Consider the following 22,848-nt stretch of genomic DNA (forward strand, 5'->3'; position numbering starts at 1 on the left):
TTAATGCCCCTTAAATTGTTGGAATGGTTTCAACCAAACCTGTTCCAAATCTGATAGGTTCAATGCGGGTACAAAGACCGGTTTTATTATCAATTTCGGCATAAACCCCACATGCCATACCGCGCCCCGTTGCAGGTTCATGACGCATAAAGGGAAGGCGCACTGATTGTCGTCTTACCGAAATTTCTTTGTTCATACCCAAAACACTATCATAATCGCCACACATGCCAAGATCGGTAATATACCCAGTGCCATGTTCCAAAATTCTTTGGTCTGCGGTGGGGACGTGGGTATGCGTACCTACTACAAGGCTAACGCGGCCATCAAGGAAATGACCAATGCCTTGTTTTTCACCAGTAGCTTCAGCATGGACATCAACAATAATGCAATCGGCGGCATCTTTTAACGGGCAGGCGGAAACTTCGCGTTCAAGCGCCGAATATGGGCAATCAAGGCTATCCATATAAAGGCGCCCCATGACGGAAACCACAAGGATGTTAAAGCCAGCGACATTAAATAATTGTGCGCCGCGTCCTGGTGGCTGGGTAAGTGGTGGGTAATTACATGCCCGAAGCATTCGGGTTTCGCGTTCAATCAAAGTAAGGTTTTCACGTTGATCCCATTCGTGATTGCCCAAAGTGATGCAATCAGCGCCGGCATCAAACAATTCGGTCGCAACTTTTTCATTGATACCAAAGCCGCCGGCAGAATTTTCGCCATTAATACAAACAAAATCGAGTTTTAAATTATCGCGGATGTTCTTTAGGCGGGATGATAAAATTTCCCGCCCCGAACGTCCAACAACATCACCAAAAAATGCAATCCGCAAAACTAAACACCAAATTTGAAACAGTTTTTGTCCGTAAGAACATAATCGAGTTTCTTATCATGCGCTTCAAACGGAATATTATCAATACTTTGTCCCGCAAAGCCCAAGCCAATTGTAATCAATTTACCTTTTTCTTTGCCAACGCTTATCGCCTTGTCATAATATCCGCCGCCATAGCCAAGACGATAACCATTTTTATCAAATGCCAAAAGCGGAACTAACATAATATTTGGGCGCACAATTTTGGCATCAAAGAGAGGTTCAAGCACCCCAAGAGAACCACTTTTTAATTCATCACCGAAATTATATTCATGGAAGTTAATTGAATTAGTAACCGTATTGAGGCGCGGCAAACAAAGCTGCGCCCCTTTTTCTTCTAAGAAACGCATAAGCGGTAAGGGGTCGATTTCGTTTTGAATTGGCAGATAGCCCGCAACCACGCACGACGAACCGATGAAAACCGGAAAGTTTTCAATCAAATTTTCGCCAGCTTTAGGCATTTCTTTATGTAAATCAGCACGCTTCTGTTTGTATAATTTACGCAGACCGGCTTTAAGTGTTTTTTGAGACATTAATAAAGTATTCATTTTTTATCGCCCGCTTAATAGGCTTTTTAAAATGATTAGTAAACCATTATATGCTTTTCTAGACTAAAAGATGAAACAAAACCCCGCAAATTGCTTGCGGGGTTTATTTGAAGTTGAATTTATTGATTAGGCTTTGGTATTCATCCCTTTACCGTCATCGCGTAGCGCGACATAAATTGCCGGAATAACCAAAACGGTCAAAAGGGTCGAAGACATCAAGCCAAACAATAATGAAATTGCAAGACCTTGGAAGATTGGGTCGGTCAAAATAACCGCTGCACCAATCATTGCCGCCACCGCAGTAAGCAAGATAGGTTTAAAACGAATTGCCCCTGCTTCTAACAATACTTCACGCAATGGTCGATGTTCATCGCTGGCATTACGGATAAAGTCGATAAGCAATATTGAGTTTCGCACAATAATACCCGCCAATGCGATAAAACCAATCATTGATGTTGCCGAGAATGGCGCACCAAATAATGCGTGGCCCAAGACAATACCGATTAATGTTAATGGAATTGGCGTTAAAACCACTAATGGAAGTTTGAACGACTTAAATTGTGCCACCACAAGGATATAAATCCCGATAATTGCCACGCCAAATGCCGCGCCCATATCACGGAATGTTACATAGGTAATTTCCCATTCACCATCCCATAAAAGAGTTGGTGTTGATTCAACGCTTGGTTGCCCGTGCCAACTAATATTTGGTTTTGGCAGATTGCCCCAATCATGATTTTTAATAGCATTGTTAGTATCAAAAATCCCGTAAATTGGCGCTTCATATTGCCCCGCAAGGTCGGCAGTTACCATTTCCGCCTCATGACCATCGCGACGGAAAATTGGATATGACGCTTTGGTTTCTTTGGCATTTACCACTTCGCCAAGGTCGACAAGGCGACCACCTGTTGGGGTTTGCACCATTGCCACCGGCATTGATGATAAGATACCACTCCAACTTCTGTCTTCCGTAGGTAGGCGAACATTTATTGAAAGTGGGTCACGGTTGCCATCGCGTTGCAATGTGCCAACTTCGGTTCCTGAAAGGGTTGCACCGATTGATTGCAATACCATGCCTTCATTGACACCCAAATAGTCCATCTGTTCACGGTTAGGAACAAGCAATGTATTAGGGCGCGGCACGCCATAATAATCGTCTATATCAACGACATATGGAATTTTTGCCATAAGTTTTTTTACTTCATCGGCAACCGCGCGACGGGTCTGCTGGTCTGGGCCGTAAATTTCTGCAAGAAGGGTCGAAATAACTGGCGGGCCAGGGGGAACTTCAACAACTTTTAAAGAGCCGCCTTGCGGAATTTGAATACCGCCAATTAATTTACGTGCCTCAAGCGCAATTTCATGACTTGCGCGTTTGCGATGTGATTTTTCTGATAAATTAACCTGTAAATCACCCATTTCGGCACGGTCACGCATGAAATAATGGCGAACCAAGCCATTAAAGTTAAATGGTGCAGAGGTTCCGGCATAGATTTCCATGCTTTCAACTTCTTTGATTGTGCCTAATTTATCTGCTGCTTCAATCAAAACCCGTTGTGTGGTTTCCAAAGAAGTACCTTCGGGTAAATCGGCAACCACTTGAAACTCTGATTTATTGTCAAATGGCAAAAGTTTTACGGTCACGGTTTTGGTATAGAAAAGCACACAGGCAAGAATAGTTGCCACACCAACCGCCAAAAGGAATGTCCATGCCGATTTTTTGGTGGCAATAATTGGGGTCGCAACCTTGCGATAAATTCGCCCCAATACACCTTCATCATGATCATTATGGGCATGAAGTGGGCCGTTTTTCGGTGCAAATTTAACCATCAACCACGGCGCAATTATCACTGCCACAAAGAATGAGAACAACATTGCCGCCGATGCGTTTGCTGGGATTGGTGCCATATATGGCCCCATTAAACCCGATACGAACATCATTGGCAAAAGTGCTACCACAACGGTAAGGGTTGCAACAATTGTTGGGTTGCCAACCTCTGCTACGGCCTCGATTGCGGTTTCTGTTTTTGGGCGATTGGGCGACATGGACCAATGTCGCGCGATATTTTCAATCATCACAATCGCATCATCCACCAAAATACCGATGGAGAAAATTAGCGCAAACAAGCTTACACGGTTAATTGTATAACCCATTGAATTTGACGCAAACATAGTAAGCAAAATCGTGGTTGGAATAACCACAAGGGTCACAAAACTTTCACGACGCCCGATGGTAAAGAATATCAATGCCACGATTGAAATTGTTGCCAATCCAAGGTGAAACAATAATTCATTGGCTTTTTCGTTTGCGGTTGCGCCATAATCACGAACCACATCGGCCCTAATACCAGTTGGGATAAGGTTTCCTTGTAGGCTTTCTAGTTTGGTATGTACTGCTTTGGTAAGGACAACGGCATTAACGCCAGGGCGCTTTGCAATTGCGATTGCAACGGTTGGGGTTTTATAGAAATTACCATTGTCATCGCGCTCGTAATGATAGGCGGCTGATTGATCATTTCGTGGCGCAAGGGTTACATCGGCAACATCCTGCACAAATACTTGTGAGCCAGAAATTGAGCGAACGACAAGTTTTTTAACATCCTCAACGCTTGAAAACTCGCGTCCGGCAATAACATCGCGTGATACCCCGCCTTGACGAATTGTGCCAAGTGGCATTGATGATGCACCAGACTTCAGGGTTTCAATCAATGAGCCAAGCGGCACGCCATATGATTTTAGTTTTGCCGGATTTGGTGTAATGCGCACCTCATTCGGGCGCCCACCAACCAAGAAGGTTGTACCGATATCTTTAACTTGGGTAAGTTCTGCTTGAACATCGACTGCAAGGTCATATAGCGCAGCGTCTGACCACCTGTCGGCAACCGCTTTTTCCGGTGACAATGTAACAACCACAATTGGCACATCATCAATCCCGCGTGCGGTGATAATCGGATCCATGGTGCCTGATTTTGGCAAAACATTTGGTTCACGCATTTTTTGTTGCACGCGTAAAATTGCGTCATCGCGCTTTGTGCCAACATAAAAACGTGCGGTAAGCATAACGCCATTGTCTTGTGTTTGTGAATAAACGTGTTCAACCCCATCAAGGCCGCGTAAAGAGGTTTCAACCGGATCTGTAACCTTGCGCTCAATGTCATAAGCGCTAAGACCAGGGGCGGGGATTTGCACCGTTACCATCGGTACAGAAATTTGCGGTTCTTCTTCGCGTGGAATTGCCAAAAGCGCCATAATGCCAACTGCAAACGCCGCCAAAAGCATCAAAAGTGTCAATGGGGAATTGATTGTTGCCTTGGTTAAAGCACCGGCAATTCCCAAATTTGTTTTTTTATCTTCTGTTTTATTGTCGTCTTGCATCATTTGCCACCAGAAGCCGGTTTAACATTTTGTGGGGCAACGATGATGTCACCTGCCTGAAGACCTGAAAGCACTTCAACAGCATTTGCGATTTTGTCGGTAGAGGTTTGAATCCCGCGCTGAATTGGAACTTCCAACGGTTTATTGTCTTTTAGAAGACGAACAAAATCAACGCCCTGACGGGTTATGACATAGCTTTGTGGAATAACTACCGCATCGCGGCGACCAAGTGGAACAATAAGATTAGTTCTTTCGCCAACAAAATGATCGCTGCTTGATGAGGTTAATTCAACTTCAACCTGTCCATTAACAACTTGCGGAAAAATTTTACTTATATTGGCAACACCAACCGCATTACCGGCATCATCGGTCATGGTCATTGATTGACCAATTTGTAATGATTTTGCGTCACGCTCTGGAACATATAGTTTTAAAACTGGTTGCCCAGCGGCGATAAATGCCACCACTTCACCCGGCATTAAAACTGCGCCTTGGGTAACTGGAACCGATACGACCCTACCAGAACGAGGGGCAACAATGCGTCCTTGATTTCGTACTGCAACCGCGACTTGCGCCTGTGATTGTGCGGCAACGCTTGCGGCTTGTGCCGCTTTGACTTGGGCATTTGTTGCCGCCATTTGTGCCTGCATGGCGTCAAGACGTGCTTTTGAATAAACACCCTGATCATAAAGGATTTTGGTGCGGTTATAATCGGCCATTGATTTATTGGCCATGGCACGCGCCGCTTCTAATTGTGCGGGACCCTGTTGTGCGTTTGCCATACCCGCCGCAACTTCGGCATTGTAACGGGCTTCGCTAATAACGCCAATGGTTTGCCCTTGGGAAACATAAGAACCTTCGGTAACATTCAGACTTACTAAAGTGCCGCCGATACGGGCGCGGGCATTGGTATCGTCTTTTGAGGTATAGGTTGCGCCCATTGGCTTGCTGTCAACAATGTTTACAACGCCAACCGCAAATTTGGTTGCCGGATCATATTGCGCAGCGGCGTTTTGTTCTTGTTTGCCCTTTTCATGTCCTGCTTCTTTTTTAGAGCAAGACACAAGCGGAAGCATTGCAACACCAATCAAAGCACCAAATACAAGTATGTTTTTATGTTTCATATTCTTATTGGATAAATCCAACCCCATTTTCCCAAGTTTTAAAGGCTTATAATCCTCTTATCTTCCAGATTTTATTGGTAAGCCGCTTTGCGACCAACCCATAATACCGCCTGAAAGGTTAGCAACATTTTCAATACCGGCTTTTTGCGCAATTTTTGCCGCCTGTGCCGAGCGCATTCCGCTTTGGCATTGGAATACGATGGTTTTACCCGCATCAACTTTTGGAAGGCTTGCAACATTGAATGAAGAAAGCGGAATATGTTTAGAGCCAGGGATGTGTGCAGCGGCGTATTCATGGTTCTCTCTTACGTCAATAAGAACAACATCACCTTGTTCTAAACCAACACTAACCTCACGTGGCGACATATTTTTTAATGGTTTTCCAAAAAACATTGGTAATCTCTTTCAATAGGTATTAATTGTAATATTAGGATTCACTGAACCTTACAAACAAATTGTGTAAATAATTACTTGCATATATGCAAATTTACTAATATATAGTTTATGCAAGGATTAAAAGTCAAGTGGGGCGCATGATTATTAAATATAATCTGCAGTTTCCACCCGCCAAAAGATTTTGAATTTTGGCGTGACATATAAAGGAGAGATATATGACGATTGATACAGCCGTTTTCCGTTTCGCGGGTGTTGTGGTTTTGGTTTCAGTTTTGCTTGGAATGTTTGTAAGCCCGCTTTTCTTCTGGTTAACCGCATTTGCCGGCGTGAATATGCTACAAGCGTCATTTACCGGTTTTTGTCCTGCGGCGATTGTTTTCAAAAAAATGGGCCTTAAAGAAGGAACACATTTTAAATGATCCGCGCATCTGTTTCCGGTCTTTTATCATTATTGATATTGGCGGCGGTTTCTCCGGCCACGGCAGGTGATGTAAGTGCGGACGAGGTTTCAATTGCAACCTATCAAGCAGCTATAAAAGTAAATTCACTTGATGAGGCCATTGCCGCAGCACTTGCCAATGAGCCACAATTACTTGCCAAGGATTCTATGGTTGGTCTTGCAGAGGCGCGTTTAAAGTCTGCAAAGGCTGATGGAAGATCACAAATTGGCATCAACGGTACATATGGCATTTCGCATGCGAAAATTGGCGTTGATGGCATGATACCATTCAAAGATTTTTCTGATATTTACCCACGTTCATTGGCGATTGCATGGGAACGGCGTCTTTACGATGGTGGCGCATCATTGGCCAAAGTTTCAGAGGCTGACTTTAATTTGGCTGCTGAAAATGGTGAGTATAAAAACGCCCGTAATCAATTGGTTGTTGATGTTGTTTCTGCTTATAGCGACGTTGCCGTTGCCTATCAGGGGCTTCAATTTGCCAAGGATAATCTAACCGCGGTTGAACGTTTTGCCCACGATGCAGGATTAATGTTTAAAGCCGGCGAAATTCCAGTTTCAGAAAAAGCGGGTGCCGATGCCCGCCTTGCACAAGCACAGGCACAATATGCAGGCGCCGAAGCCCAAGCATCTATGGCAAATGCCAATTTATTGCGCCTTACCAATCGTGCAATTGAAAACCCAGTTTTTGTGAACAAAGCCCCACAATTACCGGCATCTGAACAACATGCCCGTGAATTTGCGCTGGAAAACCATCCGCTTCTTGCGGCAGGTCGCGCACGTGTCGAGGCGGCAAAAGCAATGGTAAAGGCTGCAAACGCCAATTATTTACCGCAAGTTTCGGCGCAGGTACGTGGTGCAACAATCCGCGATCAATTCCTTCCTGGTTACAAACAGGATGAGGTTGGGGCGTATCTAAACTTCTCAATGCCTCTTTATACCAGTGGGAAAATTTCTTCTGGCGTCTCACAGGCAAGATATGGATTAGAAGCGGCAACAAGAGCCAATCAGGCAACGGAACGTGCCATTAATATGGGCATCTCGCAAAGTTATGCCGGTTTTTATGGTGCGATGGCACAGGTAAAGGCGGCAAATGCTGCGCTTGATGCCCGCCTTGTTGCAATGAAAAGCGTCGAAGCAGAAATGCGCGTTGGGGAGCGCCCAATGGCAGATGTGCTTGATGCACAAAAAAACCTTACCGAGGCAAAAATGGAAGTTGCCAAGGCCAATGCGGCACTTTTGGTCGCAAAATACAGAATAGTTGCCGCGATGGGTGGCGATATAATTAATTAATAGGGAAGGGAGTTAAATATGGCACATGTAGTTATTTTAGGTGCTGGTTTGGGCGGTGTTGTTGCCGCATATGAAATTAAGGATAAATTACGTTCACAGGATAAAATCACGGTTATTAACAAGGGCTCAGTTTACCACTTTGTACCTTCAAACCCGTGGGTTGCCGTAAAATGGCGCACGCGTGAAGATATTGAAATTAATTTGCCGCCAATTTTCAAAAAGCGTGGCATCGAATTTGAAGATGGTGGTGCAAAACGGGTTCATCCTGAAACCAATCAGGTTGAATTAAACGATGGTCGTATGATTGATTACGATTATCTTGTAATCGCAACCGGCCCAGAATTGGCATTTGACGAAATCGAAGGTCTTGGCCCACATGGTGGCTTTACACAATCGGTTTGCCACGTTGATCACGCAATTCCAGCTTCAGATGAATTTGAAGAGTTCTGCAAAAACCCTGGTCCAGTAATTATTGGTGCGGTGCAGGGTGCTTCTTGCTATGGTCCGGCATATGAATTTTTGATGATTGTTGAGACCGAGCTTAGAAAACGTAAAATTCGTGACAAAGTTCCAATGACATTTGTCACTTCTGAGCCATATGTTGGCCACCTTGGTCTTGATGGCGTGGGCGATACCAAAGGCTTGCTTGAAAGCGCAATGCGTGAACGCCACATCAAATGGGAAACCAATGCCAAAGTTCAAAAAGTTGAAAAAGGCAAAATGACCATTGAAGTCGTGAACGATGATGGCACGACCAAAGCGGTAAAAGAATTACCGTTTGGTTTCTCTATGATGCTTCCGGCATTCCGTGGTGTTGAAGCGGTGCGCGGTATTGAAAAACTTACCAACCCACGTGGCTTTATCATTGTTGATAAAAACCAACGTAACCCAACATATCAAAATATTTTTGCAATCGGCGTTTGCGTGGCAATTGCCCCACAAGCACCAACCCCGGTTCCATGTGGCGTGCCAAAAACGGGCTTCATGATTGAATCGATGGTTACTGCCACTGCCCACAATATTGGTGAGCTTTTGCGCGGTGGTGTTGCTGATGCCGAAGGTACATGGAATGCAGTTTGTCTTGCCGACTTTGGTGATAGTGGTGTTGCATTCATTGCCCAACCACAAATCCCGCCACGTAACCGTAACTGGTCAAGCTCTGGTAAATGGGTTCACATGGCGAAAATCGGCTTTGAAAAATATTTCATGAGCAAAATGAGATCTGGGGAATCTGAGCCATTCTATGAAAAAATGGTTATGGATATTTTCGGGATTAATAAATTAAAAGATTAATCCTTGGGCTGTTAGGCATCTTAAAACAAAAAGACCTTTGTGGATTTTCTGCAAAGGTCTTTTTTTGATTTTAGGCGATGATATCAGGTCGTAATTGGTCTTCAAAAAACTTGATTTGATCTTTTAATTGAAGTTTGCGACGTTTAAGACGCCCTAAAGAAATTTGGTCATTTGGGCTGGTTTGTGTTAAAGCATCAATGGCGGCATCAAGCGCGCGATGCTCTTCACGAAGTTCAAATAATTTTTTTCTGATTTCTAAATCCGCAACTTCTTCGGCAGGCGGTTGATAATCATTATCCATTTTGTAACCCAAACCCTTTTTGGAATTATTATAATTCAAATTATGTTTTTTTCATTAATTTTGTTGTTTTAATCTTTATATCTTCGCAATGCCTGTACATCTATATCAAATAGATCAAGTACGCGGGCAATTGATTGGGTAACCATATCATCAATATCTTTTAGATTGGAATAAAAATGGGGAACCGGTGGGTTAATTATCGCCCCCATTTGGGTAAGGTGGGTCATGGTGGTAAGATGACCATAATGTAGCGGGGTTTCACGCACCATTAGTACCAATTTACGTCGCTCTTTAAGGCAAACGTCTGCGGCGCGGCTCATTAAGCTTGAAGTTACACCCGTTGCAATTTCGCCCATGGTTTTAACCGAACATGGCGCAATTATCATACCCATTGTTTTAAAAGAACCGGAGGCAATAGATGCCCCAATATCTGAAACCTTGTGTGTAACATCGGCAAGGGCGGCAATATCCTTAGAGCTACCGATATTTTCACTTTGCATAGTTAGTTCGGCGGCTTTGGAAACCACTAGATGGGTTTCAATGTCGGTATCTTGCAAAAGTTCTAGCGCGCGTTTGCCATAAATCGCACCAGATGCCCCGCTTATACCGATGATAATTCTTTTTTTCATGAGTTTTGTTTAGCATTACGAAAAGAATTGGGGAAGTGGCTTATCATCACTTCCCCATTTAATTTAGTTTCTAATCAAATAATCAAATGCACCGAGTGATGCGGTTGCACCGGATCCCATTGCAATGATGATTTGTTTATAGGCTGAATTGGTGCAATCGCCGGCGGCAAAAATACCCGCGACATTGGTTGCGCCATGTCTATCAACCACAATTTCACCGAATTTGGTTTTTTCGACCAAATCGCCAAGGAATTCAGTATTTGGTACAAGCCCGATTTGTACGAAAACACCTTGTAATTCTATATGTTGCTCAGTGTTGGTGTCGCGCTCAATATAGGTCAAACCATTTACAACATCCGTGCCATGAATTTCTTTGGTGGCAACATTTTTAAGAACGGTAACATTTTTCAATGAATATAAACGTTCTTGCAAAACTGCATCCGCCTTTAATTCCGGCAAAAATTCAAGCACGGTTACATGACCAACAATTCCTGCAAGATCAATCGCCGCCTCAATACCGGAATTACCGCCACCAATAACCGCAACATGTTTCCCTTTGAAAAGTGGGCCATCACAATGCGGGCAATATGCAACACCCTTATTTTTGAATTCTTTTTCACCAGGGACGTTGATATTGCGCCAGCGCGCACCGGTTGAAACAATCAGGGTTTTTGATTTTAATTTTGCGCCATTTTCTAATTCGACTTCGATTAAATCACCCTTGGTAACACTTACCGCTTTTTGAAGGTTCATAACATCGACATCATAATCTTTGACGTGTTCTTCAAGACCCGCCACAAGTTTTGGACCTTCGGTCTTTTTAACCGAAATGAAGTTTTCAATTCCCAAAGTATCCATCACCTGCCCGCCAAAGCGTTCGGCAACCAAACCAGTTCTAATACCTTTGCGTGCCGCATAAATTGCCGCCGCAGAGCCAGCAGGACCACCACCTAAAACCAATACATCAAACGCATCTTTGGCGTTTAAATGTGCTGCTTCACGTGTGGCCGCACCGGTATCGATCTTGGAAATGATTTCTTCAATTGTCATGCGTCCTGCGCCAAATTCCTTACCATTAAGGAAAATGGTTGGAACCGCCATAATCTGTTTGGCATCAATTTCGGATTTAAATGCGCCACCTTCAATCATAACATGGCTGATACGTGGGTTTAAAACCGACATTGTATTTAACGCCTGCACCACGTCTGGACAATTGTGGCAGGTTAATGAGACATAGGTTTCAAAATGAAAATCACCTTGGATATTACGAATATTTTCAATTGCTTCGGCGCTTATTTTTGGCGCTCTCCCTGATACTTGCAATAATGCCAATACTAATGAGGTGAATTCATGCCCAAGTGGTACGCCCGCAAAAGTAACGCGCGGCGCTTCGCCTTTTTTGGCGATGGTAAAGCTTGGGGTGCGTTCCAATGTTTTGTGTTCAATCGCAACTTTGGACGAAATTTGTGCAAGCTCTTGAACCAATTCCACCATTTGTTTGGAGGTTTCATCATCACCAGCGCTTAGGCTAATGACGATGTCGTTTTCCATAAGGGTCATATATTGGCTTAATTGTGCGCGTGTGTCTGCGTCTAATGCCATGGTAATTCCTCCGATAAAGGTAATAAAAATCCTAAAGCGCATAGCAACCTTTGCACCTTGGGGTATTTATTATGTTGTACGGTGATTCTTGGGTGAAAAAGATGTGACGAAGTGGCGGGTGTTATTGGGGGGCAGGTGCCCACCACTTCGTCATCAAGTGTCATCCACTAAACGTGGATGTTCTTTTGGAAAGATTAGATTTTGCCAACCAAATCAAGGCTTGGTTTAAGGGTTTCTGAACCTTCTTGCCATTTTGCAGGGCAAACTTCACCAGGGTGAGAAGCAACATATTGTGCCGCTTTTACTTTGCGAAGAAGTTCTTTTGCATCGCGGCCAATACCACCAGCGTTGATTTCGATGATTTGGATTTTGCCATCTGGATCGATTACAAATGTACCACGTTCTGCAAGACCTGCTTCTTCAATCATAACGCCAAAGTTACGAGTGATTGTGCCGGTTGGGTCGCCAATCATTGGATATTTGATTTTACCAATAGCCGCAGAAGTATCAGCCCATGCTTTGTGGGTGAAATGAGTGTCAGTAGAAACAGAATAAATTTCTACGCCCAATTTTTGGAATTCAGCATATTCATCAGCCAAATCTTCAAGTTCGGTTGGGCAAACAAATGTGAAGTCAGCAGGGTAAAAGAATACAACAGACCATTTGCCTTTAAGGTCGGCATCGGTAACTTCAAAGAAGTCTTTACCAGCTTGGAAAGCGGTTGCTTTGAAAGGTTCAACTTCTGAACCGATAAGTGACATTGGTGTATAAACTACATCGCCAAAATTATTGAATGACATCTTGTTTCCTTTTCTGTGTTAAAAACATTCTCATCGACTTATGCCATTAGCCCGTGTCAGGGTTGTGACTGCAACGACAAAAAACCTTCTAAAGATTAAATGTATAAATGTCTAATCAATTGTTTTTGACTTTTGTATAGATTTTATCTATAATAGCGACATTAAAGAGGTTTTCATGCAATTACCATCAATGCGCCAATTACAATTTCTTGTTGCTCTTGCAGATAAAGGCAGTTTTGTTGCCGCCGCCGATTCGGTTTTTGTTACCCAACCATCATTATCGGCTGGTTTAAAAGAGCTTGAATATATTCTTGGCACGCAATTAGTGGAACGTGGACGCAAAGGCGGCGAATTTACACCGGCTGGCAAAGAGGCTGTGGCGCGCGCGCGGGTTATTCTATCCGAAGCGATAAATTTAAAAGAACAGGTTCGCGCCGCTTCAGAACCATTAACTGGCTCATTCCGTCTTGGCATAATTCCAACCATTGCGCCGTTTTTGCCGCCCGAAGCTGTGCCTATGGTTAAAAAGAAATACCCAAGCCTAAAACTTTATTTGCGCGAAGAACAAACCGCGAGGGTTATCGAGGGCATTAAAAACCATGAATTAGATGCGGGGCTTATCGCACTTCCCTATGAGGCATCTGGTATTGAATCCGAAGTTCTATTTGATGACGAATTCCTATTTATTTGTCCAAAGGGGCATGAATTATCTTATAAGAGAAATCTTACCCCCGCCGATATTGATTTGAATGAACTATTATTGCTCGAAGATGGTCATTGTTTACGCGATCACGCCCTTAGTGTTTGTGGATCTAGTGGAACAGGGGCGGAGGAAGTGCGCGCAACCTCATTATTCACAATGACACAAATGGTGGCGGGTGGTCTTGGGGTTTCATTGATTCCAAAATTGGCGATTGATGCGGGGCTGCCACTTGATGGGGTGACAATACGTGAATTTAACCCACCAATTTCGGGTCGCCAAATTGGTCTTGTTTGGCGCAAAGGCTCAAGCAGGATAAAAGAAGCCCGTATTTTGGCGGGGATTTTATGCCCGAAACCAGATTAATATTTTTTCCCCAATAATTGTTTTGAATTACCGGACATTTTATTTCACGAAATTCAGGTAAGACCCCAGTAAGACAATGGGATGCAAATCCACTATCACCAATCGATACTTTGCCCTTATAATAAATATGTCAGACATATTTGGTGAACTGATGCTTGGTTAATTGTCAGGAAATGTCAGGGTTTTGGGGCGGTATGTTAATTCACTTTTGAATTTTGCAAGCTTTGGAATGTCAACAAATGTCAACATTTCGCGGGAATTCGCGAAAATAAGTGCCTGTGATTAATATAACCAATTGATTAACAATGGTTTTATTGAAAAGGGCTTGTTGTTACACATTGTAAATATTGGTTAAAAGTGGTTACATTAAGCGCATTTTAGGCTTGAGCGATTTTCAAAAAAACGATGCTGGTGAAGGATCAAGAACCCTAATCTGTCTTACGTTCACTTGCACGTTTTTTCACGCTTTCTGAGCGTAATTGACCACAAGCCGCCAAAATATCCTGCCCACGTGTGCGGCGGATGGGGGCGGAATAGCCATTCGCAAATAAAAATTCCGAAAATGCTTTTACCTTGGCGCGGTCCGAACAAACATAATCCGAACCCGGCCACGGATTAAACGGAATAAGATTTACCTTGGACGGGATGCCTTTGATAAGTTTCAATAAATCTTTGGCGTCATCAATGCTGTCATTCACGTCCTTCAACATCACATATTCAAATGTAACGCGATTGGAATTTGACAAATCAGGATAGGCGCGAATTGCCGCAAATAATTCTTCTAATGGATATTTTTTATTAATCGGCACAAGTACATCACGTAATTTATCGTTACATGCGTGCAAAGACACCGCAAGCATTACCCCAATTTGCCCCAATCGGTTCATTTCCGGTACGATACCTGATGTTGAAACCGTAATACGGCGGCGACCAATCGCAATACCTTCCCCATCTGACAAGATTTCAATGGCGGTTTCAACATTATCGAAATTATATAATGGTTCACCCATACCCATAAAAACGATATTGGTAATTTGGCGGTTTTCAAACGGGGTTGGCCATTCGCCCAAATCATCACGTGCGACCATTAACTGCATTACAATTTCTTGGGCGGTCAAATTGCGCACCAAAACCTGTGTGCCAGTGTGGCAGAATGAACAATTTAGTGTGCAGCCAACTTGTGATGAAATGCACAATGCACCCGAACGCGCCACATCTGGAATATAAACAATCTCAACCTCAATGCCACGTTCCGGTCGGATAAGCCATTTGCGTGTGCCATCTTTGGAAACCAGACGTTCAACCACTTCGCAGCGTTCAAGTGTGAAGTTCTCTTTTAATTTGGCACGCAAATCCTTTGCCATGTCGGTAATGACGTCAAAATCCTTGATGCCATAATGATAAATCCAACGCCAAAGCTGTTTGGCGCGCATATTGCGCATTTTTTCAGGCACGCCAATTTCGCCCATTTTTTCTTTTAATTCAGAAAGCGAAAGCCCAACCAAAGACGGTTTATTATCAACCATCATTACTGGTTTTGATGTCGGCGTATTGTCAATTAATGTGTTCATTGCCGCGCAATATCAGAAAAACAGGAAAAATGTAAGGGGTGGGGATTTATTTACCCCCACTCGGCAAACAGTTTTGATAATTTAAGGCCTTGCCCTTGGTAATTATTACCCGATTGCCCGTATAATTTATCAGGCTTACCCGCAAGTTCTTCATAAACAAGTCGTGCCACCGGTTGCCCATGTTCCAAAACAAATGGCACATCGCGCCCGCGAACTTCCAACACGCCGCGCGCACCAGTTTTGCCATCTTTTGAACCAAAGCCGGGGTCAAAGAATCCCGCATAATGGGCGCGAAACTCGCCCAAATCTTCGGCACTTGCCACCATCTCGGCCGCCAAATTTTCCTCAATTGAAAGCCCCTGCTGGGAGGCAAGAATATAAAACTCACCGGGGTCGAGGATTAGTTTTTTTTCAGGCGCGTATAATGGCTCAAAAAACTTTTTGGGATCATGCCATGCAAGATTGCGAAGGTTTAAAAGTGGCGCATGGCGACGCGCACGATAGCCCACAATTTCCCCAATACTTGCAGGGTCAAGATCGAGTGCAAGATCAAGTTTTTTTACGGTTTGCGGGTTATTTTGCTTAAGGCGAAGTTGCGCCAGTTTTTCCCCTTCATGCACCAAAATTGGGAAGGTGCGCGGGCAAATTTCCATCCATAATGGGCCATGATAACCTGATTTAATGCGGTCAAATGCGGTGGCCTCATCACTTATGACGCGTACAAAAACATCAATCCGCCCTGTTGAAGATTTGGGGTTGGTGATGCCCGCAATATTTTCGGGCAATTCAAGATTTTCCATCAATGGCGCAAGGTAAACACAACCAGTTTCCAAAACCGCACCATCAGAAAGATTAACCTTGTGTAGCACAAGATCGCTGCTTTCAAGAACATTACGAACGCTTTTGCCAAGCCCCGGCAAAAAACTTGCACGCAGGCGATAGGCAAAAGAGCCAAGCCGTAAATCAAGGCTTGCGGGTTGGAATTGATTATCGCCAATCGGGCAATTGGCGGCAATGCCACCATTTTTCACCATTTGGCGCAACATATTATCAACGACTACGCCTGAGATTGCACCTGCTTGCGTATTATTATTGGACATTTAAATCACGCTTTCTGAATTCGTGGGCGGGGTAAACGCCAAGAATTTGTAAATCATCGCAAAAGAAGCTTAGTTCCTGCATCGCAAGCTGAACATTTGCTTGGTCGGTGTGTCCCTCAATATCGGCATAGAATTGGGTTGCATTGAAGCTGCCGCCGATTTGATAGGATTCCAATTTGGTCATATTCACGCTGTTGGTCGCAAAACCGCCCATTGCCTTATAAAGTGCCGCCGGAATATTGCGCACACGGAAAACAAAACTGGTGATATATTCCTTACCTTCCTCAAAAACGGCATCCATTGGTTTTGAAGAAACAATCACAAAACGGGTGGCGTTGTGTTTGGCGTCTTCGACATTTTCCATCAAAATTGGCAGGTCATAATTTTCAGCGGCAAGACGTGTGCCAAGTGCGGCATGATGCTTGTCACCTAATTCGGAAATTTCACGAACCGCACCTGCGGTATCGGCGGTTTTTATTGCTACCGCGCCCAATTTGGCGATAATTTCACGGCATTGGCCCAATGCCATTGGGTGTGAACGTATATATTTAATGTCTTCAAGCGTTGAATCTTTTGTGCCAACTAATTGGTGGGAAATTGGTGAAAAATACTCACCAACAATATAAAGATTTGATGCCGGCAAAAGATGGTGCACATCGCCAACGCGACCGGCAAGCGTGTTTTCAATTGCAATCATTCCACGTTCACATGTTCCGTCTTTTACCGCGTGGAATGCGTCTTCAAAGGTTTGGCATGGATATGGTTCATAATCAGGGCAGGCAATCAAAGATGCCATATGGGAATTTGCGCCAATTTCACCTTGAAAGGCAATTTTCTTATTAGACATTATTTTTCCTATAATATTCGCGCGCTATTTCAAGATGGTCTTGGGTATCAACCCCTTTTGGGAAGTCTTTTACCAAAGCGGCATAAATTTTCAAACCATTTTCCAAGGCGCGTAATTGTTCAAGCTTTTCACGCTTTTCAAGACTTGATGGCGGCAAAGAAACAAATTTTTCCAATGCTGCGCGGCGATAAACATAAAGACCGACATGGCGGTAAATTTCGCCATCGCCACTACCACACCATGGGGAATTGGCACGCGTGAAATATAAACATTCGCCACTTTTGTCGTCTTTTAATGAAATTATGCCTTTTACGACATTTTCATCGCGTTTTTCACCAGCATCATTCGATGGCGATAAAAGCGTTGCAATATCTGCTTGGGGGTATTTTTCCAAAACTTCTAGTGCATCATTAATTAAAGATGGTTCAAAGGTTGGCATATCACCCTGAAGGTTGATGATGGTATCGTATTTATAATCTTTATCAAAAATATCGATTGCCGCCTTTATGCGATCTGAACCAGATGGCAATGCGGGGTCGGTTAAAACCGCATCTGCGCCAAATTCTTTAACAACATCAACAATTTCTTCATCGCCGGCGGCAACCAAAACCTCATCAATGCCGCAAAGACGCGCGCGCTCTACCACGCGGACAATCATCGGTTTGCCGCCAATATCGGCAAGAGGTTTATTTGGAAGACGGGATGCCGCAAGACGGGCGGGAATCACAATAATGGGTTTCATATCAAGACCTGTTTTTGCCTTTATAAATTATGATTTAAGTGGGGCAAGTGCGGCAAATGTATTAAAGAATAACAAATTTAATGTAAGTTTCTACGATTTTAGGCTAAATGGGTAGGGTTTTTCACATTTATTACACTATTTTATTGAAATTCAATATTGCACGGGCATTAAAGCCATGCAATAAGGCGCAAATTAGCCAAACTTAATTTAGGGGAAGTTTGTCGGCATGAAAATTACAAAAATTCTAACTTTGGGCGGATTGTTCCTTGTTGGTACTGTCGCTGGTATTATTGGCATTAATTTATATTCAGGCGCATTATATGCCAGCAGTACAAAAGCTTCTGGCTTTCCGATTGACCCGAATGGTGGTTCTGCGGCGCCTGCTGCTGCAACACCTGACTTGCCACCTGATTGGGGCACATTGTTCGGCGACCCTGCTAAATTGGCGGAATTAACTACCAAAGGTGCAAATGCTGCAAAAGTTTGTGCGGCATGTCACGATATTACACCTGCTGGTGCAAATAAAACTGGTCCTGCTCTTGCGGGCGTTGTTGGTCGTACTGCTGGTACACACCCTGGCTTTGCATATTCTGATGCAATGAAAGGCTTTGGTAAACAATGGACTCTTGATGAGCTTAATACTTATCTAAAAGATCCAAAAGCAACTGTTCCTGGTAACAAAATGGCGTTTGCCGGCATCAAAAAACAAGATGACCGTGTTGCTGTTATTGCTTACCTTCGTTCAATTTCACCATCTGCACCTGCACTTCCTGCACCGGGCGCTAACGCTGCTCCTGCGGCTGATGCACCTGCTGATGCGGCGGCGAATGCAACTGCACCTGCTAAATAAGTTTATCGATATTAATATAAACAACCCCGCTTTTATGGCGGGGTTTTTTATTGCCTAATTTTCCGATACTGGCTAAAAGCTACCAAAACGCCAATAATAATCCGGAGTAAAAGATGACTTATTCTACCATTATCGCTGAAAAAGAAGATAATATCGCTATTATTACCCTTAACCGCCCCGAGGCTTTGAATGCGCTAAATTCAACCTTGATGAATGAATTAACTATGGCGGTTGAAGAATTTGAAAATGATGCCGAAATTGGTTGTATGATTATTACTGGCTCGCAAAAAGCATTTGCCGCCGGTGCGGACATTAAAGAGATGGCAGGATTTACTTTTGCCGATGCATATGGACAAGACTTTATTACCAAGAATTGGGAATCGGCAGCAAAAGCACGTAAACCAATTATTGCGGCGGTTGCTGGTTTTGCCTTGGGCGGTGGCTGTGAGCTTGCTATGATGTGCGACTATATAATTGCCGCAGACAATGCAAAATTTGGTCAGCCGGAAATTAAGCTTGGCGTAATTCCTGGTGCAGGCGGCACACAGCGCCTTGTTCGAGCTATTGGCAAGGCCAAGGCAATGGAATTAGTTTTAACTGGTGGCATGATGGATGCCGCAGAGGCCGAAAAGGCAGGGCTTGTGGCGCGTGTTGTTGCTCTTGAAGAATTGTTAGAAGTGGCAAAAAAATCGGCAAAAACAATTGCTTCTTATGGGCGGCTATCAGTGCTTGCTGCAAAAGAGGCCGTAAATAGCGCCTTTGAAAGCACCTTATCGCAAGGGCTTAAATTTGAACGCCGCCTTTTCCATGCCCTATTCGCGACCGAAGATCAAAAAGAGGGTATGGATGCTTTCGCAAATAAACGCAAAGCAGAATTTAAGGGTAAATAATATCTCGTGCTGTGCGGCTAAAGGTAAAATGTAGATTTCTTCTGATGAATCTTCACATGTTTGGGTGTTTTTGCCTTGACTATGGGCATTGTTTTAGGCATAGAGCCGCATTCAGATTAACTAGACCCCCAATGGCGGGGGCTTTTGGCGTGATTTAAACTGATGTTTTTACACTTTTGCCAAAAGACAATATTGAATGGATTATAAATGGCAAATACAACTTCGGCTAAAAAAGCAACTCGCAAAATTGCTCGCCGCACTGAAATCAATACTGCTCGTCGTTCACGCGTAAAAACTTTTGTTCGTAAACTTGAAGAAGCGGTTGCTGGCGGCGATAAAGAAGCTGCTAAAGTTGCTTTCACCAATGTTGAGCCTGAAATCATGCGTGCGGTTACCAAAGGCGTTATTGCTAAAAATACTGCTGCTCGTAAAGTTTCAAGACTTTCTGCTCGCGTAAAAGCAATGGCATAATTAAGTTTCACAAATTTGTAAAAGTTACCGCCTCAAAAGGGCGGTATTTTTTTGCCTAAAAATTATTCTGGTGGATAAGTGTGGGAATTAAGAAGTTTTTAAGACATTTTAATAGTGCTTACTATAAAAATGCGACACAATAACACTGTTTGTAACGCGCTGTTTTTATTATATTATTTTCAGTTAATATAATGGGCGGAATCTGCCGTTTTATTATGCAAAATTTTATCCACAGGTTTTATGACATTTTTTTCACAGGTGGAAAAAGCTAGAGTCTTGACGCCATTGGGATTCTTTTAGAGTCAATAAAATTTCTGCAAAAAAAGAATCATTTTAACTGTTGCAAGCGCGTTTTTAATGCGCTTAATTAAAATCGTTGCATGATGAGAGAGGCCAGTAATTGGCTTTTAAATCAGCGTTTAGCATAAATTTAAAATCTATTTGGGTGATGAATTAAGAATTTGATTTAGACTTTATCTTCTGGCGCCATAATGGTTCTGCTTAATTGATAAGTTTTCGATCTCTAAATTCTGATGCGGCAAATAGTTTTGGTTTTTGTGGGGCGCTATGGGTTTGTGAAATTATTTTGCAAACTTGTGATAGGGGGTAAGGAATTTGGGTTTTAAAATGGTTTACAAATCTCTTGTGGCCATAATTTAAAGTCCAACAATTAATTGATGTCTGAAATTTTTCTGGCAAAAATTAATTGCAAAATAGCTATTGGCGGGAAACAAAACTTCCATTGCTAATATCTAATCCAAAAATAAACATTCCTTTTGGAATGACGGGGGAATCGAAGTATCAAATATGTTTTCGACATAAGAGATACGGGCATAAGTGAATGATTTCTGATTGTTCATTATGTCTATAAATTGCAACATTCCGGATTGTAGAAATTTGATTGTTAATTCATTTTAGCAAGTAAATTTGTGCGCCCAAAATTACCATTTTTCGTTCTTATTATTAGGATAAGAAATGCGGAATGGATAATAGATTAAATTTATATGTGTGTATGTTTTGGATGCTTGGTGGGGTTAAATAATGGCAAACGATAAAGGCCAGTCAGTAGGAAAAAGACTTGTGGCAGAGTTCGTAAGTGAGAATATTGATCACGACGCACTTAATCATGATAATTTAGCTGAAAGCAATTTTTCGTCCCTGAAGAGCGGCGCCAATAATGAAACCAACCAATTGGCCGACAATCTTGCTGCGGCAAATAATATTTGGCAGAAACTTTCACCACGCCTCAGAAGTATTTTGGGCAATGGCGATTTCAAGGCATGGATTGCGCCTTTAACATTATACAAAGCAACCGAAAGCATCATTTGCTTTAATGCGCCAAATGACTTTGCGCGTTCACGTATTCGCACTGAATATTTGCATCGTTTACAGGCGGTTTGGAATGATTTTGATCCAATGCGCCGCCGTCTTGTTATAGATCACCATGCTACCAAAGAGGCAATCAGCCTTTCATATGATGAAGTGGTGAATATTACCAAAGAAGTTAAACACGAAGCGGTTGAAACAATTAATTCAACCCAACTTTTTGAACCAATAGACCTTAACCATTGTCCAAAAACTTTCGACAATTATGAAAAAGGTGCTTCAAACCAAATCGCAATTGCGGTGGCAAAGCGTATTGCCTGTGAAATGGGCGGTGGTGAAATTATTTATTTTCATGGCCTTAATGGGGTTGGTAAAACCCACCTTCTAAGCGCGATTGCCCATCATTCAATGGAATCTAATTCAAAACGCCGCGTAATTTCAATTACTGCACAGCGATTTTTAAATTTGTTCCAAAATGCTTTGCGCGATAAACAGCTTAATCCATTTAAAGAAGGATTGCGTGGTGCAGACCTTCTTTTGGTGGACGATATTCAAATGATTTGCGGCAAATCTGCCACCCAAGATGAGTTTTTTCAAACCATCATGGATTTGTTGAATATGGGTAAAACCGTGGTTTGTACTGCGGATGTTCCACCTGATGCTTTATTGGGCCTAACCTCACGGATGCAGGGTATTTTGATGGGTGGCTTCAATGTTCGTATCGAAGAACCGGACTTTGAGCTGCGACGAAAGATTGCATTGCGCAAGGCGCAAGAATTCGCAATAAAAAGACCGGACTTTAAACCACCGCAAGAGGCATTTGACATTCTTGCTGCGCGTATTATTGGTACTGGGCGTTCAATTGAAGGTGTGGTAAAGCAGATTTTTGCTTCATCGGCTTTGATTGGGCAGGAGGCAACAATGGAAGTGGTATTCGACACAATTGGCGACCGGTTCAAAGCACCGTCTAAAACTGTGCCTGTTGAAAATATCAAAAAGAAAGTTGCACAGCATTTTGATATCACCATAGAAGATTTGGTTGGTACACGCCGCCATATTTCTGTTGCGCGCCCGCGCCAGATTGCAATGTATTTCTGCAAGAAATTTACTAAACGCTCATTCCCTGATATTGCGGCGCGTATGGGTGGTCGTGATCACACAACTGTCATGCATGCAGTAAAACGTATCGAAGAATTGGCAAATAAAGACACCAAATTTGCTAATGAGCTTCAGATTATTGCCAATAAAATCTTGGGATAATCTTTTTGCAATTTAAAAATAATAAAGGCGTAATCG

General features: G+C 43.1%; 21 protein-coding genes. 8 read left to right on the forward strand and 13 right to left on the reverse strand.

Annotated elements, in window-relative coordinates; translation table 11 throughout:
- Nucleotides 1-10: 10 nt before the first annotated feature.
- The 5 genes from KXV15_RS01365 to KXV15_RS01385 form a co-directional block, all read right to left on the reverse strand.
- Nucleotides 11-829, reverse strand: coding sequence for a TIGR00282 family metallophosphoesterase (locus KXV15_RS01365; RefSeq protein WP_240006363.1), 819 nt, complete (start codon nucleotides 827-829; stop codon nucleotides 11-13).
- A gap of 2 nt (nucleotides 830-831) precedes the next feature.
- Nucleotides 832-1,416 carry a 5-formyltetrahydrofolate cyclo-ligase gene (locus KXV15_RS01370; protein ID WP_240006364.1) on the reverse strand — a complete coding sequence of 195 codons (585 nt, stop codon included), beginning with the start codon at nucleotides 1,414-1,416 and terminating at the stop codon, nucleotides 832-834.
- Nucleotides 1,417-1,542: 126 nt separating this feature from the next.
- Nucleotides 1,543-4,794 (reverse strand): efflux RND transporter permease subunit, encoded by a 3,252-nt coding sequence (locus KXV15_RS01375; RefSeq protein WP_240006365.1) that lies wholly within the window; start codon nucleotides 4,792-4,794, stop codon nucleotides 1,543-1,545.
- Entirely contained in the window at nucleotides 4,791-5,915 is a 1,125-nt protein-coding gene (locus tag KXV15_RS01380; RefSeq protein ID WP_240006366.1) for an efflux RND transporter periplasmic adaptor subunit, read from the reverse strand. Before KXV15_RS01380 ends, KXV15_RS01375 begins: the two co-directional genes overlap by 4 nt.
- A gap of 57 nt (nucleotides 5,916-5,972) precedes the next feature.
- On the reverse strand, nucleotides 5,973-6,308 hold the full coding sequence (locus tag KXV15_RS01385) for a rhodanese-like domain-containing protein (protein ID WP_240006367.1): 336 nt from the start codon (nucleotides 6,306-6,308) through the stop codon (nucleotides 5,973-5,975).
- 218 nt (nucleotides 6,309-6,526) lie between these two features.
- On the opposite strand from KXV15_RS01385, the gene KXV15_RS01390 reads away from it, so the two are divergent.
- Genes KXV15_RS01390 through KXV15_RS01400 form a run of 3 tightly spaced genes read left to right on the forward strand, consistent with a single transcriptional unit; the run spans nucleotide 6,527 to nucleotide 9,357 of the window.
- On the forward strand, nucleotides 6,527-6,730 hold the full coding sequence (locus tag KXV15_RS01390; RefSeq protein ID WP_240006368.1) for a YgaP family membrane protein: 204 nt from the start codon (nucleotides 6,527-6,529) through the stop codon (nucleotides 6,728-6,730).
- Complete coding sequence (locus tag KXV15_RS01395) at nucleotides 6,727-8,064, forward strand: TolC family protein (protein ID WP_240006369.1); 1,338 nt, start codon at nucleotides 6,727-6,729, stop codon at nucleotides 8,062-8,064. The genes KXV15_RS01390 and KXV15_RS01395 overlap by 4 nt, the downstream gene beginning before the upstream one ends.
- Before the next feature lie 18 nt (nucleotides 8,065-8,082).
- On the forward strand, nucleotides 8,083-9,357 hold the full coding sequence (locus KXV15_RS01400) for an NAD(P)/FAD-dependent oxidoreductase (RefSeq protein ID WP_240006370.1): 1,275 nt from the start codon (nucleotides 8,083-8,085) through the stop codon (nucleotides 9,355-9,357).
- Nucleotides 9,358-9,427: 70 nt separating this feature from the next.
- Here the strand turns inward: KXV15_RS01400 and KXV15_RS01405 are convergent, their stop codons facing one another.
- From KXV15_RS01405 to ahpC, 4 genes are all read right to left on the reverse strand, one after another.
- The gene (locus KXV15_RS01405; protein WP_240006371.1) at nucleotides 9,428-9,658 is read right to left on the reverse strand and encodes a YdcH family protein; all 231 of its coding nucleotides are present in this window, start codon (nucleotides 9,656-9,658) and stop codon (nucleotides 9,428-9,430) included.
- Nucleotides 9,659-9,726: 68 nt separating this feature from the next.
- Complete coding sequence (locus tag KXV15_RS01410; protein ID WP_240006372.1) at nucleotides 9,727-10,287, reverse strand: UbiX family flavin prenyltransferase; 561 nt, start codon at nucleotides 10,285-10,287, stop codon at nucleotides 9,727-9,729.
- A 63-nt stretch (nucleotides 10,288-10,350) separates the two neighbouring features.
- A complete protein-coding gene (ahpF, locus tag KXV15_RS01415; RefSeq protein ID WP_275671520.1) occupies nucleotides 10,351-11,889 on the reverse strand; it encodes an alkyl hydroperoxide reductase subunit F in 1,539 nt (512 codons plus the stop codon).
- Between the two features lie 194 nt (nucleotides 11,890-12,083).
- Nucleotides 12,084-12,650: an alkyl hydroperoxide reductase subunit C gene (ahpC, locus tag KXV15_RS01420; RefSeq protein WP_240007185.1), complete on the reverse strand. Its 567-nt coding sequence runs from the start codon at nucleotides 12,648-12,650 to the stop codon at nucleotides 12,084-12,086.
- 214 nt (nucleotides 12,651-12,864) lie between these two features.
- Here ahpC and KXV15_RS01425 point away from each other — a divergent pair, with 214 nt between their 5' ends.
- The gene (locus tag KXV15_RS01425) at nucleotides 12,865-13,755 is read left to right on the forward strand and encodes a hydrogen peroxide-inducible genes activator (RefSeq protein ID WP_240006373.1); all 891 of its coding nucleotides are present in this window, start codon (nucleotides 12,865-12,867) and stop codon (nucleotides 13,753-13,755) included.
- Nucleotides 13,756-14,183: 428 nt separating this feature from the next.
- On the opposite strand, the gene rlmN is transcribed toward KXV15_RS01425, so the two are convergent.
- The 4 genes from rlmN to KXV15_RS01445 form a co-directional block, all read right to left on the reverse strand.
- Nucleotides 14,184-15,284, reverse strand: a complete 1,101-nt coding sequence (gene rlmN, locus KXV15_RS01430; RefSeq protein ID WP_240007186.1) for a dual-specificity RNA methyltransferase RlmN — start codon at nucleotides 15,282-15,284, stop codon at nucleotides 14,184-14,186.
- Between the two features lie 92 nt (nucleotides 15,285-15,376).
- The gene (locus KXV15_RS01435) at nucleotides 15,377-16,426 is read right to left on the reverse strand and encodes a 2'-deoxycytidine 5'-triphosphate deaminase (RefSeq protein ID WP_240006374.1); all 1,050 of its coding nucleotides are present in this window, start codon (nucleotides 16,424-16,426) and stop codon (nucleotides 15,377-15,379) included.
- Nucleotides 16,416-17,273 (reverse strand): prephenate dehydratase, encoded by an 858-nt coding sequence (locus KXV15_RS01440; protein ID WP_275671521.1) that lies wholly within the window; start codon nucleotides 17,271-17,273, stop codon nucleotides 16,416-16,418. The genes KXV15_RS01435 and KXV15_RS01440 overlap by 11 nt, the downstream gene beginning before the upstream one ends.
- Nucleotides 17,266-18,015: a 3-deoxy-manno-octulosonate cytidylyltransferase gene (locus KXV15_RS01445; protein WP_240006375.1), complete on the reverse strand. Its 750-nt coding sequence runs from the start codon at nucleotides 18,013-18,015 to the stop codon at nucleotides 17,266-17,268. Before KXV15_RS01445 ends, KXV15_RS01440 begins: the two co-directional genes overlap by 8 nt.
- Before the next feature lie 226 nt (nucleotides 18,016-18,241).
- On the opposite strand from KXV15_RS01445, the gene KXV15_RS01450 reads away from it, so the two are divergent.
- The 4 genes from KXV15_RS01450 to dnaA all read left to right on the forward strand — a co-directional run bounded on the left by KXV15_RS01450 (nucleotide 18,242) and on the right by dnaA (nucleotide 22,812).
- Nucleotides 18,242-18,865 carry a c-type cytochrome gene (locus tag KXV15_RS01450; protein WP_240006376.1) on the forward strand — a complete coding sequence of 208 codons (624 nt, stop codon included), beginning with the start codon at nucleotides 18,242-18,244 and terminating at the stop codon, nucleotides 18,863-18,865.
- Between the two features lie 113 nt (nucleotides 18,866-18,978).
- Nucleotides 18,979-19,755: an enoyl-CoA hydratase gene (locus KXV15_RS01455; protein WP_240006377.1), complete on the forward strand. Its 777-nt coding sequence runs from the start codon at nucleotides 18,979-18,981 to the stop codon at nucleotides 19,753-19,755.
- A 207-nt stretch (nucleotides 19,756-19,962) separates the two neighbouring features.
- Nucleotides 19,963-20,226, forward strand: a complete 264-nt coding sequence (gene rpsT, locus KXV15_RS01460) for a 30S ribosomal protein S20 (protein WP_240006378.1) — start codon at nucleotides 19,963-19,965, stop codon at nucleotides 20,224-20,226.
- A 1,041-nt stretch (nucleotides 20,227-21,267) separates the two neighbouring features.
- A complete protein-coding gene (gene dnaA, locus KXV15_RS01465; protein WP_240006379.1) occupies nucleotides 21,268-22,812 on the forward strand; it encodes a chromosomal replication initiator protein DnaA in 1,545 nt (514 codons plus the stop codon).
- The last annotated feature ends 36 nt before the right edge of the window (nucleotides 22,813-22,848 follow it).

Origin of the sequence: Pseudaquidulcibacter saccharophilus (assembly GCF_019455445.1) — a bacterium.
GTDB classification, from domain to species: domain Bacteria; phylum Pseudomonadota; class Alphaproteobacteria; order Caulobacterales; family Aquidulcibacteraceae; genus Pseudaquidulcibacter; species Pseudaquidulcibacter saccharophilus.

Coding starts and splice junctions, on each gene's coding strand:
- KXV15_RS01375 (WP_240006365.1), bottom strand. CDS start 4,794: ATGATGCAAGACGACAATAAAACAGAAGATAAAAAAACAAATTTGGGA.
- KXV15_RS01450 (WP_240006376.1), top strand. CDS start 18,242: ATGAAAATTACAAAAATTCTAACTTTGGGCGGATTGTTCCTTGTTGGT.
- KXV15_RS01370 (WP_240006364.1), bottom strand. CDS start 1,416: ATGAATACTTTATTAATGTCTCAAAAAACACTTAAAGCCGGTCTGCGT.
- KXV15_RS01425 (WP_240006373.1), top strand. CDS start 12,865: ATGCAATTACCATCAATGCGCCAATTACAATTTCTTGTTGCTCTTGCA.
- KXV15_RS01455 (WP_240006377.1), top strand. CDS start 18,979: ATGACTTATTCTACCATTATCGCTGAAAAAGAAGATAATATCGCTATT.
- rlmN (WP_240007186.1), bottom strand. CDS start 15,284: ATGATGGTTGATAATAAACCGTCTTTGGTTGGGCTTTCGCTTTCTGAA.
- KXV15_RS01390 (WP_240006368.1), top strand. CDS start 6,527: ATGACGATTGATACAGCCGTTTTCCGTTTCGCGGGTGTTGTGGTTTTG.
- KXV15_RS01435 (WP_240006374.1), bottom strand. CDS start 16,426: ATGTCCAATAATAATACGCAAGCAGGTGCAATCTCAGGCGTAGTCGTT.
- ahpC (WP_240007185.1), bottom strand. CDS start 12,650: ATGTCACTTATCGGTTCAGAAGTTGAACCTTTCAAAGCAACCGCTTTC.
- KXV15_RS01380 (WP_240006366.1), bottom strand. CDS start 5,915: ATGAAACATAAAAACATACTTGTATTTGGTGCTTTGATTGGTGTTGCA.
- KXV15_RS01440 (WP_275671521.1), bottom strand. CDS start 17,273: ATGTCTAATAAGAAAATTGCCTTTCAAGGTGAAATTGGCGCAAATTCC.
- KXV15_RS01445 (WP_240006375.1), bottom strand. CDS start 18,015: ATGAAACCCATTATTGTGATTCCCGCCCGTCTTGCGGCATCCCGTCTT.
- KXV15_RS01405 (WP_240006371.1), bottom strand. CDS start 9,658: ATGGATAATGATTATCAACCGCCTGCCGAAGAAGTTGCGGATTTAGAA.
- KXV15_RS01400 (WP_240006370.1), top strand. CDS start 8,083: ATGGCACATGTAGTTATTTTAGGTGCTGGTTTGGGCGGTGTTGTTGCC.
- KXV15_RS01385 (WP_240006367.1), bottom strand. CDS start 6,308: ATGTTTTTTGGAAAACCATTAAAAAATATGTCGCCACGTGAGGTTAGT.
- KXV15_RS01410 (WP_240006372.1), bottom strand. CDS start 10,287: ATGAAAAAAAGAATTATCATCGGTATAAGCGGGGCATCTGGTGCGATT.
- ahpF (WP_275671520.1), bottom strand. CDS start 11,889: ATGGCATTAGACGCAGACACACGCGCACAATTAAGCCAATATATGACC.
- dnaA (WP_240006379.1), top strand. CDS start 21,268: ATGGCAAACGATAAAGGCCAGTCAGTAGGAAAAAGACTTGTGGCAGAG.
- rpsT (WP_240006378.1), top strand. CDS start 19,963: ATGGCAAATACAACTTCGGCTAAAAAAGCAACTCGCAAAATTGCTCGC.
- KXV15_RS01395 (WP_240006369.1), top strand. CDS start 6,727: ATGATCCGCGCATCTGTTTCCGGTCTTTTATCATTATTGATATTGGCG.